The sequence below is a fragment of the Aequorivita nionensis genome, from assembly GCF_046352995.1.
In the GTDB taxonomy this organism is placed as follows: domain Bacteria; phylum Bacteroidota; class Bacteroidia; order Flavobacteriales; family Flavobacteriaceae; genus Aequorivita; species Aequorivita nionensis.
This window is the reverse complement of sequence record NZ_CP130281.1, coordinates 596162-612928: the sequence shown is the minus strand read 5'-3', so window position 1 is coordinate 612928 and position 16767 is coordinate 596162. Positions and strand designations below refer to the sequence as shown.

Sequence of the window (16767 nt, the reverse complement as noted above, 5' to 3'; positions counted from 1 at the left end):
ATGAAACTTATAGTCAATGCAGACGATTTTGGTTTTTCGGAAGAAGTAAACGCAAATATTGAAAAATGCCACCAAAATGGTATTGTTACCAGCGCGACGATTCTTTCTGGCGGAAAAAATTTTGATGATGCCATACAATTGGCGAAGGAAAACCCGAAGCTAGGTATCGGGGTGCATTTGGCTATTGACGGGCCAAACAATATTGGCAAGAAGTATGCTACTTTGCTCGACCCACAAACTGGTGAATTTTATGAGGATATAGTGGCAGTAAAAAAAATAAGAAAAGGCGATTTCAATGTTGAAGAGTTGGTTTCAGAATATTCGCTTCAAATTGAGAAGGTTAAAAATGAAGGAATAACCATAACACATTTGGACCATCACCACCATTTTCACCTGTATTTTCCAATTTTGAAAGCGGTGATTGAGGTGGCGAAAAAATATAAAATCCCTTACATCCGTCCACAGAAAATCCTTTATTCGTCAAGAAATCCATTTCCAAAAAATATTTACAGACTATACCATCAATTCTATTTATCCAGCAGATATAATACAGTTGACGGTTACACTAGTCTTATTGGGTGTGATTCTGAACAAATGTTTTCAAAATTTCAGACTATTTTAAATTCAAATAAAAGAACAATCGAATTAGTGGTGCATCCTTTAAAGGAAAATGGAGAAATTGATTTTTTAACGAATCCAGAAATTGTTCAAAAAGCCCAAAACCATTTAACCAATTACGGAAATTTGGTGCAATAATGAAAACAAAGCAGACCATTTTAATATTTCATCCCGCCCTGGCGCCCTATAGGGTTGACTTTTTTAATGCACTGCATCGAGCTTTCAATGCCCATTTCTATTTTAATTTGGCGAATGTAAGCGATCAAAAATTTGATCAGGACGATTTGAAAAGTAAAAGTGAATTTTCGTCAAACTATCTTCACAAGGGTTTTGAGTTTAAAGGAAAGTCATTCCGAACAGGGGCCATTTCAGCTATAAAAAAGCACAAGCCAGATATTGTTTTGTGCAGTGAATACAGTCCGCTTACGTGTTTGGTTTTTGGTTACGTAAAACTGTTCCGAAAGAACATCAGATTTTACACCATAAGTGATGATAGCATTGCCAATTCCATAGAACGAAAAGGCGTTCGGAAATTACTGCGAAACATTATTTCCAAAAATAGCAATGGCGTTCTTTTTACAAGTGAAACAGTTTGCAATTGGCACAAGGAAAATGTTTCAAAAAAAGTAAATACTCTGGAATTGCCCATAATCCATAAAGATGAGGTGCTTCGCGCCCGATATTTGGACAGTTTAAATGAAGCCAATGCAAACATTGTAAAATATAATCTAAAAGGAAAAAAAATCATCCTTTTCGTGGGAAGATTGGTGGAGGTTAAAAACCTTCCGTTTCTATTGGAATGTTTTTCAAAAGTCGAAAATAAGGATTGTAAATTGGTGCTTGTTGGTGACGGAGATCTGCGGAAAGAATTGGAAACACTTTCGGAAAAATTAAATATTTCGGAGAAAGTTATTTTCACAGGACGAAAGGAAGGCAGGGAACTTAACAATTGGTACACTTTTTCCCAAGTATTTGTCTTTCCCAGCACCTATGAACGTTATGGCGCTGTGGTAAACGAGGCCTTACTTGGCGGATGTTACACCTTGTGTTCCGATGCGGCTGGGGCTTCCAGCTTAATCGATGGCAAAAACGGACAGCTTTTTGACCCAAAAAATGAAATGGATTTTACTGAAAAGCTTCAAGCCGCAATTTACAATTCAGAACCTTTGGATTCTGAAATCACAAAACTTCGGGAAAATAAAATGCCTTTCTCCTTTGATGATAAAATAGGTTCACTAATCAAGCAGCTATGAAGAAAAAGATATTGTTTATTCTTCATCTTCCGCCGCCAGTTCATGGCTCCTCTATGGTTGGTAAATACATAAAGGATAGTTCAATTATTAATGAAGCTATCGATTCGAAATATATCAATTTGGGCACTTCCAGATCTATGGATGAAATTGGTAAAAACTCTTTTCAGAAAATAGGCCTGTATTTAAAAATCGTTTTTCAAACCCTAAAGCAATTGATGTTTTTTAAGCCAGATTTGGTTTATATAGCATTCACGGCAAAGGGACAAGCCTTTTATAAAGATTCATTTATTGTTTTGTTGGCAAAAATTTTCGGCAAAAAAATAGTTTACCATCTTCATAACCGGAGTATGGCTGAACGGCAGGATAAATGGTTGGATGTTGCAATGTGCAAGATGCTTTTCAAGAATACCGACGTTATTTTGTTGTCTAAATATTTATATCCCGAAATACAAAAATATGTGCCCGAAAATCGGGTTCATTATTGCCCGAACGGGGTACAGCCTCTTTCAGGCCAAATTTCAACAAGAAAAAAAGAAAATTCACAGGAGGTTCAGGTTCTGTTTTTATCAAATTTAATGAAAGCCAAAGGGGTTTTTGTGCTTTTGGAAGCCTGTAAAATCTTACAAGAAAAACGACTGCTTTTTTATTGTACTTTTATTGGTGGCGAAAGTGATATTACTTCTGAAATGTTTCAGAAAAAAGTAAATGAACTCGGCTTATCTGAAACGGTACATTATGCTGGGAAAAAGTACGGTGCGGAAAAAGAACAGGCCTTTTCAGAGGCAGATATTTTTGCATTTCCCACTTTAAATGAAACTTTCGGGCTGGTAAATCTTGAAGCTATGCAATTTTCATTGCCCATAGTTTCTACTTTGGAAGGGGGTATTCCGGACGTAATTGAAGATGGAAAAACAGGATTTCTTGTGGAGAAAGGAAATGCAGAAGCCCTCGCCGAAAAACTGGAAAAGCTTATAATTGATGCCGCATTGCGGTTAGAATTTGGGCAGCGTGGAAAAAAAAGATATGAGGAGAAATTTACTTTGAAAGCTTTTGAAAATTGCCTTATAGTAATATTAAATAAATTAATAAAATAGAGTAGATGCAGCGTTATTACATTGGCAAAATAGGGATATCAAAAGTGAATTTGACTACTGCTTTTAATTTTTTACAGAAAGCAGTTGCCGATAAAAAGTATGGATATGTTTGTGTAACCAATTCACGGACAGTTTATATTTCAAACCATGAAGAAGCATATTGCGCGATTCAAAATGGTTCGTTACTAACCGTGCCCGATGGAATGCCTTTGGTTTGGATTGCCCATAACCAAGGATTGGATGAGGTAGGAAAAACCTCGGGCAAGGATTTAATGGATGCCATTTTCAGCATTTCAAAGGAAAAAGGATATTCACATTATTTCTATGGGAGTTCGCAATCTGCATTAGATTCACTTGAGAAAAATTTACTGGCCACTTATCCAGGTTTGGATATAAAAGCTTTGGTTTCACCGCCATTTCAACCTTTGGAGGCATTTGATGTTGAAGGTTTGGCAAAGGAAGTCAACGCACTTGCACCCACGTTTTTCTGGTGTGGGCTCGGAGCTCCAAAACAAGAACGGATCATGGCGCTTTTACAACCGCATCTTGAAAATACTATTTCAATAGGAGTTGGTTTGGCATTTGAATATTTTGCCGGCACCGTAAGCAGAGCCCCAGTGTGGATGCAAAAGAATGGGCTTGAATGGATATACAGAGATGTGCAGCAACCTATGAAGTTAGTTCGTTTTGCGAAACCATTTGGTTTTATTTTTAAACGGATGATAACTTCAAAATTTAAATAGAAATGTTTTGTGAACTGCTTAAATGTCTTGCTTAGGTATTTACTGGATACAAAAAGAAAATAGTCATTATGATAAAAGTTGGAATTCTTGATGGCCAAACGGTTCAGGCATTGATCGTGGCAAAACAATTAAGCAAGGCTGGATTTCGGGTAATTTTATTTTGCGATTCCAGGCTTTCTTACGGTTATTATACCAAATATGCACATGAACGGCTAATATGCCCTTCGCCAGAAACGCAAATTGAGGAGTTTAACAACTTCTTTTTGAAATATATTGAGAGCAATGGGCTAGATGTTGTGGTGCCAATGACGGATTATTCTGCAAAATACCTCAGTAAAAATAAAGCAGTCTTGCTAGATAAGGTTGCTTTTTCAATCCCAGATTACGAGATTTTTATGAATGGGTACGATAAAAACCAACTTATGAAAGTCTGTTTAAACAACAATATTCCTCATCCTATGACTATCGATCTTTCCAGCCTGGAAAAGGGGAGTGAGGTTATGGGTTTTAAGTTTCCTGCATTGATTAAGCCTAATCAAGCTGCTGGTGCCAGAGGATTTAAAAAAGTAAAAAGTTTTAAGGAATTATGGAAAAGCTATGAAACGATTTATAAGGAATTCGGGGATTGTCATGCGCAGGAATTTATACCCAAAGGCGGCCGTCAATTTGAAGCTCAAATTCTGATTAAGGAGAACGAGGTGCTAATGAGCACCATAAACGAACAAATTAGATATTACCCAAAAGAAGGGGGCAGTAGTTGTTTTAATCAAACGGTAGAAAATGACCATATTATTGAAATTTGCACTAAAACATTGAGATTGATTAAATGGGAAGGCTTTGCAGATTTTGACCTAATTGAAGACCCACGCGATGGGAGTATTAAAATCATGGAAATTAACCCAAGAGTGCCGGCTTGTATTAAAGCTTCTGTAATTGCTGGAGTTGACTTTCCAAAAGCCATTGTCGAGCTTTCATTAAATCAGCCTATAACTACCTATGCTTATAAACCGGGAAATTATTTAAGATACTTTAGCTTGGACTTACTGTGGCTGTTCTCTAGCCAAAACAAGTTGAAATTGCTCAAGTCATGGCTGAATAATTTTTTTTCGAGAAAACATTTTTTTCAGGATGGCGAAATTATGGATCCTGTTCCTTTTATAGTTGGGGCTTTTTCTGGAATTGTCAAGCAATTGGATCCAAAATTCAGATCAAAGAAACGAGGCTTGAACAAGGCTTTGCTTTTTGTTATTGAAATGGATATGTTGCTTTTACTGGTATAATTCAAGATTAGTTTTGGCGCAAAAATGACTAATTTAAAACCTACTTATAGTAACTTTATCAATTAAAGGTTCTTTACGGCATCGTTATTTCCCCCCGATTTTTTAATGTCTAAACTTTTATGTGGATTTGTGGTTGGAAGGTTCGTAAATTTTAAAAATAACTAAAAATATTATGATGAAAGTTGGCATATTGAATGGTGAGAGTATGCAGGCGCTAACCTTTGCTAAGCAACTAAATAAAGCAGGATATTATATAGTCCTCTTTTGTGACACCAAGCTGTCTTATGGTTATTGCACAAGATACGCTCACAAAAGAATAATATGCCCTTCCATTAAAAGTGAGACAAAAAAATTCCATATTTTTTTTCAGAATTACTTAAAGACTGATGGTTTGGATGTGGTGGTTCCTATGAACGATTATTCGGCAAAATATCTTAGTGAGTACAAAGAGGAATTGAAAGAAAAAGTACGTTTTTCAATTCCTGATTTAGATGTATTTATGACCGGATATGATAAAAACAAACTGATGAAGGTTTGTGAGGCAAATAATTTGCCGCATCCAAGAAGCTTAGATGTCTCTACGCTAGTGGCTGGTTTTGATACTGAATTTAAATTTCCGGCCTTAATAAAACCCAATGAAACAACAGGGGCAAGGGGGTTCAAAAAAGTAAATAGTTTTGATGAACTATGGGAACATTACGAAAGTATATACAGGGAATTTGGCGACTGCCACCTCCAGGAATTTATTCCGCCTGGTGGCATGCAGTACAAGGTTCAGTTATTAATAAAAGAGAAGAAAATTTTAAATAGTTCTGTGATAGCAAAGCACCGTTATTACCCAATTCATGGCGGTAGCAGTTGCTTTAATCATACCATAGTAAATGACGAATTGATAAAAATCTGTACAGAAGTTTTACAGATAATAGGTTGGGAAGGCTTTGCAGATTTCGATTTAATTGAAGACCCACGGGATGGAACTATAAAAATAATGGAAATAAACCCGCGAGTGCCAGCGTGTATTAAAGCATCAGTAATTTCTGGGGTAGATTTCCCAAATGCAATTGTTGATTTATCATTGAATAAGCCCATAAAAGAATACACTTATCAGCCAGATAAATATTTGCGCTATTTTAGTATGGATTTGCTTTGGCTGGTTTCACAAAAAAATAAGTGGGAAAGTTTTAAAGAATGGAAAAAAATGATGTTTTCAAGCAAACATTTTTTGCAGGATGGCGAATTGTTAGATCCTTTGCCATTTTTTGCGGGCGCTTGCTCAAGTATTCTCAAACAATTAAACCCAAAGTTTAGGGCATCAAAAAAAGGAATGAACTGATGAATATTTTAACATTTGATATAGAAGAATGGTTTCATATTTTGGACAATGCTTCCACAAAAACGGAAAAGGAATGGTCTAATTATGAATCGAGGATCCATAGAAATATGGAAACTATTTTTGAAATATTAGATAAAACTAGTGTCAAGGCTTCCTTTTTTGTTGTTGGCTGGATGGCGCAACAGTATCCAGATATGGTTAAGGAAATTGTGGACAGAGGTTACGAAATAGGCAGTCATACACATTTACATCAATTGGTTTTTGAACAGAAAAGAGAAGAATTTAAAGAAGATGTGGGTCGTTCCATAAAAACCTTGGAAGATATATCTGGAAAAAAAGTACGCATCTTCCGTGCCCCCGGTTTTTCAATAACCGAAAAGAATAAATGGGCCTTTGAAGTTCTTTATGAACTGGGGATTGAAACAGATTCTTCGGTATTTCCCACGGGAAGGGCGCATGGCGGCATGCCCAGTTATGGCATTGCAGAACCATCCGTCTTGTGTTACAACGGTGTTCAATTACGGGAATTTCCTATCAACACTCATAAGGTATTAGGAAAAACATTTATTTATTCGGGAGGTGGCTATTTTCGTTTAACGCCTTATGCATTACTAAAAAAATGGACCGCCAAGCATCCCTATGTAATGAGCTACATACATCCCCGAGATTTAGATCCTGGGCAACCAGTTATAAAAGAATTGTCTATTCCTAGAAAACTAAAAAGCTATGTAGGCTTAAAATATTCAAAACAGAAACTTGAAAAATGGCTTACAGATTTTGAATTTATGGATATTGAAACCGCTGAAAAAGAAATAGATTGGAACGCAGTAAAGAAAATAGAATTATAGGAAAAATTGAGTTAATTAAATATAATATTGAGCGCGCAATCCTAATTTCTATTTCAAATATATTGAGTAAATTCGTTGCATTACTAATATAGTAAACAGCAAACTAACCTTTGTAAATTTCAAAAAATAAAATGAAAAATAAAATCCAAATAATACTGATAATTTCCACATTGGTATTACAATCGTGCGTTAGCAAAAAAGAGATTTTATACCTACAGGACGCAGATCTCTATGATTATCAAAACATAGAATACGAATCTTCAAAAATACAGCCCAATGATATTTTGAGTATTACCGTAAGTGCGTTGGTGCCAGAAACAGCAATACCTTATAATGTACAGACTGGAAATTCAACGTCAAGCCCTAGTTTGGATATTATAAAATTGCAAGGCTATTTGGTTTCAAAGGAAGGAACTATTGTATTCCCAGTTTTGGGTAAGATTTCCGTTAGTGGAAATTCAACTGCTCAAGTGGAAAAGGAAATAGAAAAGCTTTTAGAAGATGGAGGGCACCTTAAAGAACCCACGGTGAGCGTTCGGTTATTGAATGCCAAAGTTACCATCTTGGGAGAAGTAAAAAACCCAGGGACCTATACATTTACTGAACAGAATATTACACTTCCCCAAGCGTTAGGATATGCAGGAGATTTAACCATAAATGGAAAAAGAGACGACCTTCTTTTAATAACTGAGGAAAACGGTGTTCGTAAAGTGGTGCACATTGATTTAACGAGTGCAGAATGGTTCAATTCTCCCCATTATTATATAAAGCCCAATGATTTTATTGTGGTAAACCCAAACGAAGCAAAAGTGAAAAGTGCAGGGATTATTGGTGATGCAGGTATTGTATTGACCATTGTGTCCATTGCACTTACTGCAGTTGTATTAATAGTAAAATAAAAATGAAAGGATCACCTCCATATTCACTGGATATTCAAGAAGACGAAGAACAATTTGATATTAAGAAAGCATTGTCCAAGTATGTGCGGTATTGGCCTTGGTTCCTAATTGCTATTTTTATTAGCCTGGTAATAGGATATTTTTACCTTCGCTATGCGCCCGTTGTTTTTGAGTCTGTTGCCAAAATAAAGATATTGGACGATTCCAAACAACTGAATATTTCCATGGACCCTATGTCTATCTTGAACGGAAACTCCAAGATTAACATGGATAATGAAATAGAGGTTCTGGAATCTTACCGAATTTTAAGCCATGTTGTCAACGAACTTGACTTGGATGTTACCTATGCAATAGTGGGAAAACTCAAGACCACAGAAATTTGGGATGCGCCATTTTTTGTCACTAAGGAGTTTCCGAAAGATAGTTTAATAAAACCTCTTTCCTATACCGTAACTATTGATGCATCTGGCGCTACACTGGTAGATAAACAGGATCATAAACTTACGGTGGAAGCCAATCAGCCAAGTGTTCCAACAAAATACTTTCCCATAAGTGTAACGCTTATGAAAAACATCAATCTGGAAGATTATAGCGATGCCACCTATCAAGTAGTAATAAGTCCCGTTAAAGAAGTAGTCATGTTCTTGATTGAAGAGATGAAAGTGGAGGCTACAAACAAAACAAGTGAAATACTCACTCTCTCACTCCAAGGTGAAAACCCTGAAAGGAATGAACGCATTTTAAACAAAATAATAGAAACCTTCAATGAAGATGGTATTTTGGATAGGCAATTGGTTTCAAAGCGCACTGTTGATTTTACAGATGAAAGAATTGTAGATCTTTCTGGAGAACTAAGCTCGATTGAAGGCAAAAAGGAATCTTTTCAGAGAAACAACAATCTTTCCTATATAGAGGCAGATGCTGGAATGAGCATACAGAAAAAGTCTATTGCCGAAGATGAAGTAAACAAACTGGAAACCCAAATTGAACTTTCAAAACTTTTGAAAGAGTCGCTCTCAGATCAAGGAGATTTTGGCTTGTTGCCAGCAGATATTGGTTTGGAAAGCAGCGGCATCAATTCTATGGTGTCGAATTATAACAAAATAGCACTGGAGCGTCAAAAATTGGCGGCTAGCGCTGGTGAGAACAACCCCACACTACAGGAATTGTCCAGCCAGTTGAATCGTTTAAAGCAGAATATTGTAAATACGGTTAACGTTTATCAACAGCAGCAAAATGTTTCATTGGTGCAGCTTAGTCGACAAAAAAGCAGAGCTGGGGCACAATTTTCCAGAATTCCAGAAAAACAGAATATACTGCGTTCCATTGAAAGACAACAAAGTATTAAAGAAAGCTTATACCTACTACTTTTGGAAAAAAGAGAAGAGGCCGCAATTAATTACGCAGTAACAGCTCCTTCAATTAAAATAGTGGATTATGGATTGAGTGACAGCAAACCAGTATCTCCCAAGAAAAAAATAGTTTATGCTATTTCACTGCTTATGGGACTTTTGGTGCCATTTGGTGTTCTTTATATGAAATTTACTTTGGATACCAAAATCCATGAGCGGGCTGATGTTGAGAGACTTCACGCAGATATTCCAATTGCGGCAGAGATTCCTTATTTTGAGAATATAAAAAGTTTTACCCAAGCAAACGATCGTTCTATCCTTGCAGAATCTTTTAGAATCTTGAGTACCAATGTGAACTATCTATTGGGAAAAAAAGGAAAAGAAGGCAAGGTTATTTACGTAACCTCTTCAGTTAAGGAAGAGGGAAAAACCTTGGTCGCACTAAACCTATCTTTGGCTTATGCAAGCATAAAAAAGAAAGTATTATTGGTTGGTGCAGATTTAAGAAACCCACAGTTGCATTCCTATTTTGATATTGATAAAAATAACTTGGGGCTTTCAAATTATTTACACGATCCAAAAATAGATTGGAAAGACTGTATTCACAAAGGTTTTGGTTTAAATGATTTCCATAAAGTGTGTTTTTCCGGTGCCGTTCCACCAAATGCGCCAGAACTTTTGTCGAGTTTGGCTTTTGAGGAATTTATAAATTCCGTGAAAAAAGAATTCGATTACATTATTGTGGATTGTGCTCCAACATTATTGGTTACAGACACCCTTTTAATATCGGAATATGCAGATTCAACCCTATTTGTTGTGAGAGCAGAGTATACCGATAAACGGTTATTCGAATTTATTAAAGGACTAAACAAAAACCATAGATTAAAAAATATGGCATTTGTAATAAATGATGTGAAGATTGACAAATTGAACGGTTATAATTACGGTTATGGTTATGGTTATGGTGAAAGTGCTATTTCAAGACCTTGGTACAAACGTTTTTTTAAAAAACAATCCCATATGCCCGAAAGCTAATTTTGTGTCCTAAAATAATAAATGACTTCTCTTAACGTAAAGCAAACACAAGTGTTTTAACAAGATTTTTACATCTGGTTTATTACCTTCGCAATCTCTTCTTAAATTGTTAAAAAAATGACATATCCAAAAAGCAGCTTTCTTTTTTCGCTGCTCCTTTTCACCTTCTCTTTTGCAATTACCGCACAGGAAGTAATTCCAGACAATCAACATCTTTTTGATAATTTTAGTTACAGACAAGGAAATGTTTATCGGTCAGCGTCAGGAAAGCCTGGTCCAGAATACTGGCAGAATTCTGCAGACTACAATCTGGAAGCAACCTTAGATGATAAAACCCATACCGTTTCCGGAAATGTAAACATTCATTACACAAACAATAGTCCGGAAACCTTGGATTTTATTTGGCTTTATTTGGAACAAGATCGTTTCACTGAAAATTCCCGTGGAACGTTAACAACACCCGTTCAGGGAAATCGCTACAATGGCGATGTGGAAGGCGGTTTTGAGTTGAATAATGTTTCAGCAAAAACAAAAACCGGAACTTCTTCAAAATATTTAATTACAGATACCCGAATGCAACTTTGGCTTGACAAACCTTTGGCGGCAAAAGGAGGCGAAGTAGATATAAAAATGGATTTCAAATTTAAGGTTCCCGTTGAAGGAATGGATCGCATGGGGCGTCTTGACGTAAAAGACGGAACCATTTATGCTATCGCACAATGGTATCCGCGCGTTGCAGTTTTTGATGATGTTGTAGGTTGGAATACAGATCCGTATTTGGGCGCAGGCGAATTTTATTGCGAATACGGAAACTATGATGTAAAAATAACCGCTCCTGCTGACCAAACTGTAATATGTTCTGGCATACTTCAAAACCCAAAAGAAGTCCTAACAAAAGATCAACAAGACCGTTGGGCACAAGCTGAAAAAAGTGATAAAACCGTTTATATCATAAAACCCGATGAGGTTGGAAAACCAATCGCTCATGCCAAAACAGGTGGTGCCTTAACATGGCATTTCAAAATGGAAAACACGCGAGATGTGGCTTGGGCTTCTTCAAAAGCATTTATTTGGGATGCAGCCCGAATGAATCTTGGCGATGGAAAAACAGGATTGGCACAGTCAGTTTATCCAAAAGAAAGCGATGGAAAAACTGCTTGGTCACGCTCAACGGAATTTACAAAAGGATCTGTAGAGTTTTATTCAAAAACATATTTTGCATATCCTTATACAAATGCAATTAATGTTGCTGCTAGCGTAGGGGGAATGGAGTATCCGGGGGTAAGTTTTTGCCATTATCAAAGTAAGGGAGCAGATCTTTGGGATGTTACTGACCATGAATTTGGGCATAACTGGTTCCCAATGATTGTTGGTAGCAACGAACGCCGCTATCCGTGGATGGATGAAGGCTTCAATACCTTTATAAACCATTACAGCACCGTAGCTTTTAATAATGGTGAGTTCCCAACAACTACAGATAACCCAAAAAGTTTGGTTCGCTATTTATCCTTTGACCAGCGGGAAAGTATAGATACCTATCCAGATGTTGCCCATCCATTTAATCTTGCCTATACTGCGTATTATAAACCAGCAGCTGGACTTTATTTGCTTCGCGAATACATTTTGGGGCCGGAGCGTTTTGACAATGCCTTTAAAAGTTATATTCACACTTGGGCATACAAACATCCGCAACCGAATGATTTTTTCAATCATATTGAAAATGTTGCGGGCGAAGATCTATCCTGGTTTTGGAAAGGCTGGTTTTATGGCAATGGAAATATAGATTTGGGGATTTCGGAAGTAAAACCATCTCAGGGAAATTATTTGATTACGGTTGAAAACGATGGGCAAATTCCAATGCCTGTAGAATTGCAAGTAATTTATACGGACAATACAACCGAAAATATTAAACTTCCCGTTGAAATTTGGCAACGCGGCAATAGCTGGCAACATCTTTTAAAAACTACCAAACAAGTACAACGAGTGGTTTTGGACCCTAACAAAATGTTACCGGACGTGAATCCATTAAACGATACTTGGAATAAACTTCAATAAACCCAATAAAGAAAAAATGCTTCCAAGATTTACTCTTTGGAAGCATTTTTTTTAAATCATAATTGCCAATTAACTTAACAACCGCCCAGGTGTACTATTGGGTATTTGCTTACATCAATAGTAACTTCATTCGTGCTTTTTTCTACCATTTTGATGGCTTCATCTGTACTGTATTTATGCGGACCTATATAAAATGTAGCTCCTCTTTTTCCCAATTCCTTTACATATTCCACAGGATCGGCAATTGGGGCCGGTGGCGACTCGGCTGCCATATATAAGTTTCCGTTTTCTGCTGATGGTGCTTTTGTTTCTTTTTCCATATAGTCTTTAAAACTTGACACGGGTTTTTCAGATAAAATTACTTTTCCTTTTCCTTCATTTTTGAAGACATTCATCGTTAATCCTTTATTATTTTTAAGTATATCTTCAGCTTCATCTAAAGTAATTACCTTGTTTTTGTAATAAATAGTTACATCCTGCAAACTTTTATTCTGTTGTGGAGTTGAATTTTCTTGAATGTGTTTTGGTGGTGATGGGGGTATTGGTGGAATATCACTTTTCTCCCCTTTTCTCACTCTTGGAGCATCTGGAGCGGGAGGCGGCGGAATACACTCAGGAAATGGATCAGCATTTGCTTTCTGCTCTTCAGTCATTTTTTTATAAATAGTTTCCAATCGTTCCAAATCATTCTTTTTGATAATCCGTTTTTCAATATCCACCGCATTGTATTTTTTTGCCAGTTTGTTGTATTCGGCAATTTCGGCTTTGGTGGCTTTTTGGTGGCTTAATTCAGTTGTTGCTTTAGTTTTTTGAATAATTTCCTTCGTACTAAACCCATAAATCAATACGGAAAGCAATGGTAAGATTAAAAGACTTCTAAGCCAAATGGCTCTTTTTGAGGTGTGTGTTTTCATAATTGTAAATCGTTTTTTGATTGATGAATAATTCAGTGAATGTGCCAGTGAAGGCGTAGCTGCATTTGATGAGAATGCAAGTAATATTTTTTGATACTCTGAAGTTTTTGCGCCAGCTTTTAAAACAGCGCGGTCTGCCAAGAATTCGTGGTTCAGTTTGATGCTTTTTTTAATGAAATGGAATAGCGGATTGAACCAAAAAACTATCTGTAAAAGCTCAACAAAAATGATATCCAAACTGTGTTTTTGGCGCGCGTGTGCTTCTTCGTGAAATATGACTTCCTGCGGAATTTCACGATTCTCGAATTGCTTTTTGTTCAGAAATATATAGTTGAAAAAAGTGTGCGGAATGACGGTTTCACTTAAAAGCACATTTATAAAACTACTGTTTTTATATTTTGGATTTTTCTGAATCTGATGAATCAAACTGAAAAGATTTCTGAAAAATTTTATACTAAAAAACAGTACTCCCAACCCATAAACCGTCCAAAGTACAAATGGCCAATAATTGAGGGTTTTTTCAACTTCAACGTAATTTAATTGCGGAATTGCTCCGTTAGAGATAGTGGCGATTGGTGAAATTTCAACATAGCTGGTAAAAGTTATTAGCGGAATGAAGAAGGAAGTCAATAAACTCGCGAACAAATAAAAACGCTTAAAAGTGTGTATGGAAGTATTCTCCAAAACCAGCTTATAAAAAGCGAAAAACAAAACAAGACAGGCGGCAGATTTTAAAAGATATAGTTCCATAATCACTTCTTTTTAATTTCTGAATCAATCAACATTTTCAATTCCTCCAATTCTTTTTTTGAAAGATTGGTTTCTTCGGTAAAAAACGAAGCAAACTGCGATGGGCTGTTATTGAAAAAATTTTTGATCAAACCATTCACATGTTTAGAAAAATAATCCTTCTTTTTTACCAATGGAAAGTACTCCCGTGAGCGCCCAATTTGTTTGTAATCCACAAACTTTTTGTCCTGCATCCGCTTTAAAAGTGTGGCGACTGTTGTTGTTGCTGGCTTGGGGTCAGGATACGCATCAATTAAATCTTTCATAAAAGCGCGTTCCTGCTTCCACAAAATCTGCATTAATTGTTCTTCGGAATTTGATAAAGCCATCATTAAAAATATTTATGCTCTACAAACGTAGAATAAATATTTTAATTCTACAAATGTAGAGGTTAAAAAATTTGCAAACAGCAAATCCCAAATTCCAAAAGATCAATCTAAACCTTAATATTAGCGCTCTGTTTCGATTTCGATTTCAAAAAGAATATCTTTGACCCAAATTATTTTAAGATGAGTTTAGAAAAAGAACTGCAGCAACGCAGCGATAATAAATGTGAACTTTGCGGTTCCGAGGAAAATTTAAGTGTTTATGAAGTACCAAACTCGCCGACGGATGTTGCTGATACAAGTATTTTAATCTGTACTACTTGCAACACACAAATTGAAGATCCCGAAAAAGTAGAACCAAATCATTGGCGCTGCTTAAACGATAGTATGTGGAGCACCATCCCCGCTGTTCAAGTTATGGCTTGGCGTATGCTGAACCGTTTAAAATCCGAAGGTTGGCCGCAGGATTTGCTGGATATGATGTACCTAGATGAAGAAACTGCAGCGTGGGCAAAAGCCGGTCTTGCTGAAAATACAGGTAAAGCAATAGTACATCGCGATAGCAATGGCGTTATTTTGGAAGCGGGTGACTCTGTAGTTTTGATTAAAGACTTAAAAGTAAAAGGTAGCAGTATGGTTGCCAAACAGGGAACGGCAGTTCGCAGAATTTCCTTAGATCACGAAAACGAAAAATATATTGAAGGGAAAGTTGACGGACAACAGATTGTGATCATTACTGATTTTGTGAAGAAAATATAATGTCAGTTCGAGCGCAGTCGAGAACTGAGAATTCTCGGCTACGCTCAATCTGAAACTTACTTGCTCATCTCAGTAAAAAAATGATAGAACTGAGGAATGGTTTCAATTCCTTTTAAATAATTCCAAACCCCAAAATGTTCGTTGGGCGAGTGGATGGCATCGCTGTCCAAACCGAAGCCCATTAAAATGGTTTTGCTTTTCAGTTCTTTTTCAAACAGCGCAACAATTGGAATACTTCCGCCACTGCGCTGTGGAATTGGGGTTTTCCCAAAAGTTTCCTCATACGCTTTTTCGGCAGCTTTATAACCCAAACTATCAATTGGTGTAACGTAAGCCTGCCCGCCGTGGTGCGGTTTCACTTTTACCCGAACGCCTTCGGGAGCGATACTTTCAAAGTGTTTTTTGAAAAGCTCGGTAATCTTTTTCCAGTCTTGGTTTGGCACCAAACGCATACTTATTTTCGCAAATGCTTTACTCGCAATAACTGTTTTTGCACCTTCGCCTATGTAGCCGCCCCAAATTCCGTTTACGTCCAAAGTTGGGCGGATACTATTGCGTTCGTTGGTGGAATATCCCTTTTCGCCATAAACTGCGTCAATGTCCAATGCTTTCTTATAATTTTCAAGACTGAAGGGCGCTTCCGCCATTTTCTCGCGTTCCTTTTTGGAAAGTTTTTCCACATCATCATAAAACCCCGGAATGGTGATATGATTGTTTTTATCGTGAAGCGATGCAATCATTTTTGTCAAAACGTTTATCGGGTTTGCCACTGCGCCTCCGTACAATCCACTGTGCAGATCACGGTTTGGTCCGGTGACTTCCACTTCCACATAACTCAGGCCGCGAAGCCCCGTTGTTATTGATGGAACGTCTTTAGCAATCATTCCCGTGTCACTGATCAAGATAACATCATTGGCCAATTTCTTTTTGTTTTTGGTAACGAACCATTCCAAACTGCTGCTGCCCACTTCTTCCTCGCCCTCGATCATAAATTTTACGTTGCAGGGCAGTTGGTCGGTTTTGGTCATATATTCCAAAGCCTTTACGTGCATATACATTTGGCCTTTATCGTCACAACTTCCACGTGCAAAAATGGCGCCTTCGGGATGCAATTTTGTTTTTTTGATGACCGGCTCAAACGGCGGACTTTCCCACAAATCCAACGGATCTGGCGGTTGCACGTCGTAATGGCCGTAAACCAAAATGGTCGGCAGTTTTTTATCAATTATCTTTTCGCCGTAAACAATTGGGTAACCGGGCGTTTCACAGATTTCGACCGAATCGCAGCCTGCTTTTTCGAGTTGCTTTTTTACGGCTTCCGCAGTTTTTAAAACGTCTTTTTTGTAAGCTGAATCGGCGCTGATGGAAGGTATTTTCAACAGTTCGATCAATTCATCCAAAAACCGTTCTTTGTTTTTTTCAATATAAGGTTTTGCACTTTTCATTCTGATATATTATTTTTTCTAAAA

General features: G+C 37.0%; 14 protein-coding genes. 11 read left to right on the top strand and 3 right to left on the bottom strand.

Annotated elements, in window-relative coordinates; translation table 11 throughout:
- The 10 genes from Q2U82_RS02800 (at position 1) to Q2U82_RS02755 (ending at position 12510) form a co-directional block, all read left to right on the top strand.
- On the top strand, positions 1-756 hold the full coding sequence (locus tag Q2U82_RS02800; RefSeq protein WP_410006211.1) for a ChbG/HpnK family deacetylase: 756 nt from the start codon (positions 1-3) through the stop codon (positions 754-756).
- Positions 756-1871 carry a glycosyltransferase gene (locus Q2U82_RS02795; protein WP_410006210.1) on the top strand — a complete coding sequence of 372 codons (1116 nt, stop codon included), beginning with the start codon at positions 756-758 and terminating at the stop codon, positions 1869-1871. Before Q2U82_RS02800 ends, Q2U82_RS02795 begins: the two co-directional genes overlap by 1 nt.
- Positions 1868-2965 (top strand): glycosyltransferase family 4 protein, encoded by a 1098-nt coding sequence (locus tag Q2U82_RS02790; protein ID WP_410006209.1) that lies wholly within the window; start codon positions 1868-1870, stop codon positions 2963-2965. Before Q2U82_RS02795 ends, Q2U82_RS02790 begins: the two co-directional genes overlap by 4 nt.
- Before the next feature lie 5 nt (positions 2966-2970).
- Positions 2971-3708, top strand: coding sequence for a WecB/TagA/CpsF family glycosyltransferase (locus Q2U82_RS02785; protein WP_410006208.1), 738 nt, complete (start codon positions 2971-2973; stop codon positions 3706-3708).
- Positions 3709-3776: 68 nt separating this feature from the next.
- On the top strand, positions 3777-4988 hold the full coding sequence (locus Q2U82_RS02780; RefSeq protein WP_410006207.1) for an ATP-grasp domain-containing protein: 1212 nt from the start codon (positions 3777-3779) through the stop codon (positions 4986-4988).
- A gap of 172 nt (positions 4989-5160) precedes the next feature.
- Positions 5161-6321 (top strand): ATP-grasp domain-containing protein, encoded by a 1161-nt coding sequence (locus Q2U82_RS02775; RefSeq protein WP_410006206.1) that lies wholly within the window; start codon positions 5161-5163, stop codon positions 6319-6321.
- Positions 6321-7169 carry a polysaccharide deacetylase family protein gene (locus Q2U82_RS02770; RefSeq protein WP_410006205.1) on the top strand — a complete coding sequence of 283 codons (849 nt, stop codon included), beginning with the start codon at positions 6321-6323 and terminating at the stop codon, positions 7167-7169. The genes Q2U82_RS02775 and Q2U82_RS02770 overlap by 1 nt, the downstream gene beginning before the upstream one ends.
- A gap of 131 nt (positions 7170-7300) precedes the next feature.
- Positions 7301-8068 (top strand): polysaccharide biosynthesis/export family protein, encoded by a 768-nt coding sequence (locus tag Q2U82_RS02765; RefSeq protein ID WP_410006204.1) that lies wholly within the window; start codon positions 7301-7303, stop codon positions 8066-8068.
- A gap of 2 nt (positions 8069-8070) precedes the next feature.
- The gene (locus tag Q2U82_RS02760; RefSeq protein ID WP_410006203.1) at positions 8071-10455 is read left to right on the top strand and encodes a GumC family protein; all 2385 of its coding nucleotides are present in this window, start codon (positions 8071-8073) and stop codon (positions 10453-10455) included.
- A 117-nt stretch (positions 10456-10572) separates the two neighbouring features.
- Complete coding sequence (locus tag Q2U82_RS02755; RefSeq protein WP_410006202.1) at positions 10573-12510, top strand: M1 family metallopeptidase; 1938 nt, start codon at positions 10573-10575, stop codon at positions 12508-12510.
- A 74-nt stretch (positions 12511-12584) separates the two neighbouring features.
- Here Q2U82_RS02755 and Q2U82_RS02750 read toward each other — a convergent pair whose 3' ends face one another.
- Together Q2U82_RS02750 and Q2U82_RS02745 are read right to left on the bottom strand one after the other, a co-directional pair.
- On the bottom strand, positions 12585-14174 hold the full coding sequence (locus tag Q2U82_RS02750) for a M56 family metallopeptidase (protein WP_410006201.1): 1590 nt from the start codon (positions 14172-14174) through the stop codon (positions 12585-12587).
- A gap of 2 nt (positions 14175-14176) precedes the next feature.
- Complete coding sequence (locus Q2U82_RS02745) at positions 14177-14542, bottom strand: BlaI/MecI/CopY family transcriptional regulator (RefSeq protein WP_410007119.1); 366 nt, start codon at positions 14540-14542, stop codon at positions 14177-14179.
- A gap of 180 nt (positions 14543-14722) precedes the next feature.
- On the opposite strand from Q2U82_RS02745, the gene Q2U82_RS02740 reads away from it, so the two are divergent.
- Positions 14723-15298, top strand: a complete 576-nt coding sequence (locus Q2U82_RS02740; protein ID WP_410006200.1) for a PhnA domain-containing protein — start codon at positions 14723-14725, stop codon at positions 15296-15298.
- A 56-nt stretch (positions 15299-15354) separates the two neighbouring features.
- Here Q2U82_RS02740 and Q2U82_RS02735 read toward each other — a convergent pair whose 3' ends face one another.
- Positions 15355-16743, bottom strand: coding sequence for a dipeptidase (locus Q2U82_RS02735; RefSeq protein WP_410006199.1), 1389 nt, complete (start codon positions 16741-16743; stop codon positions 15355-15357).
- Between the last annotated feature and the right edge of the window lie 24 nt (positions 16744-16767).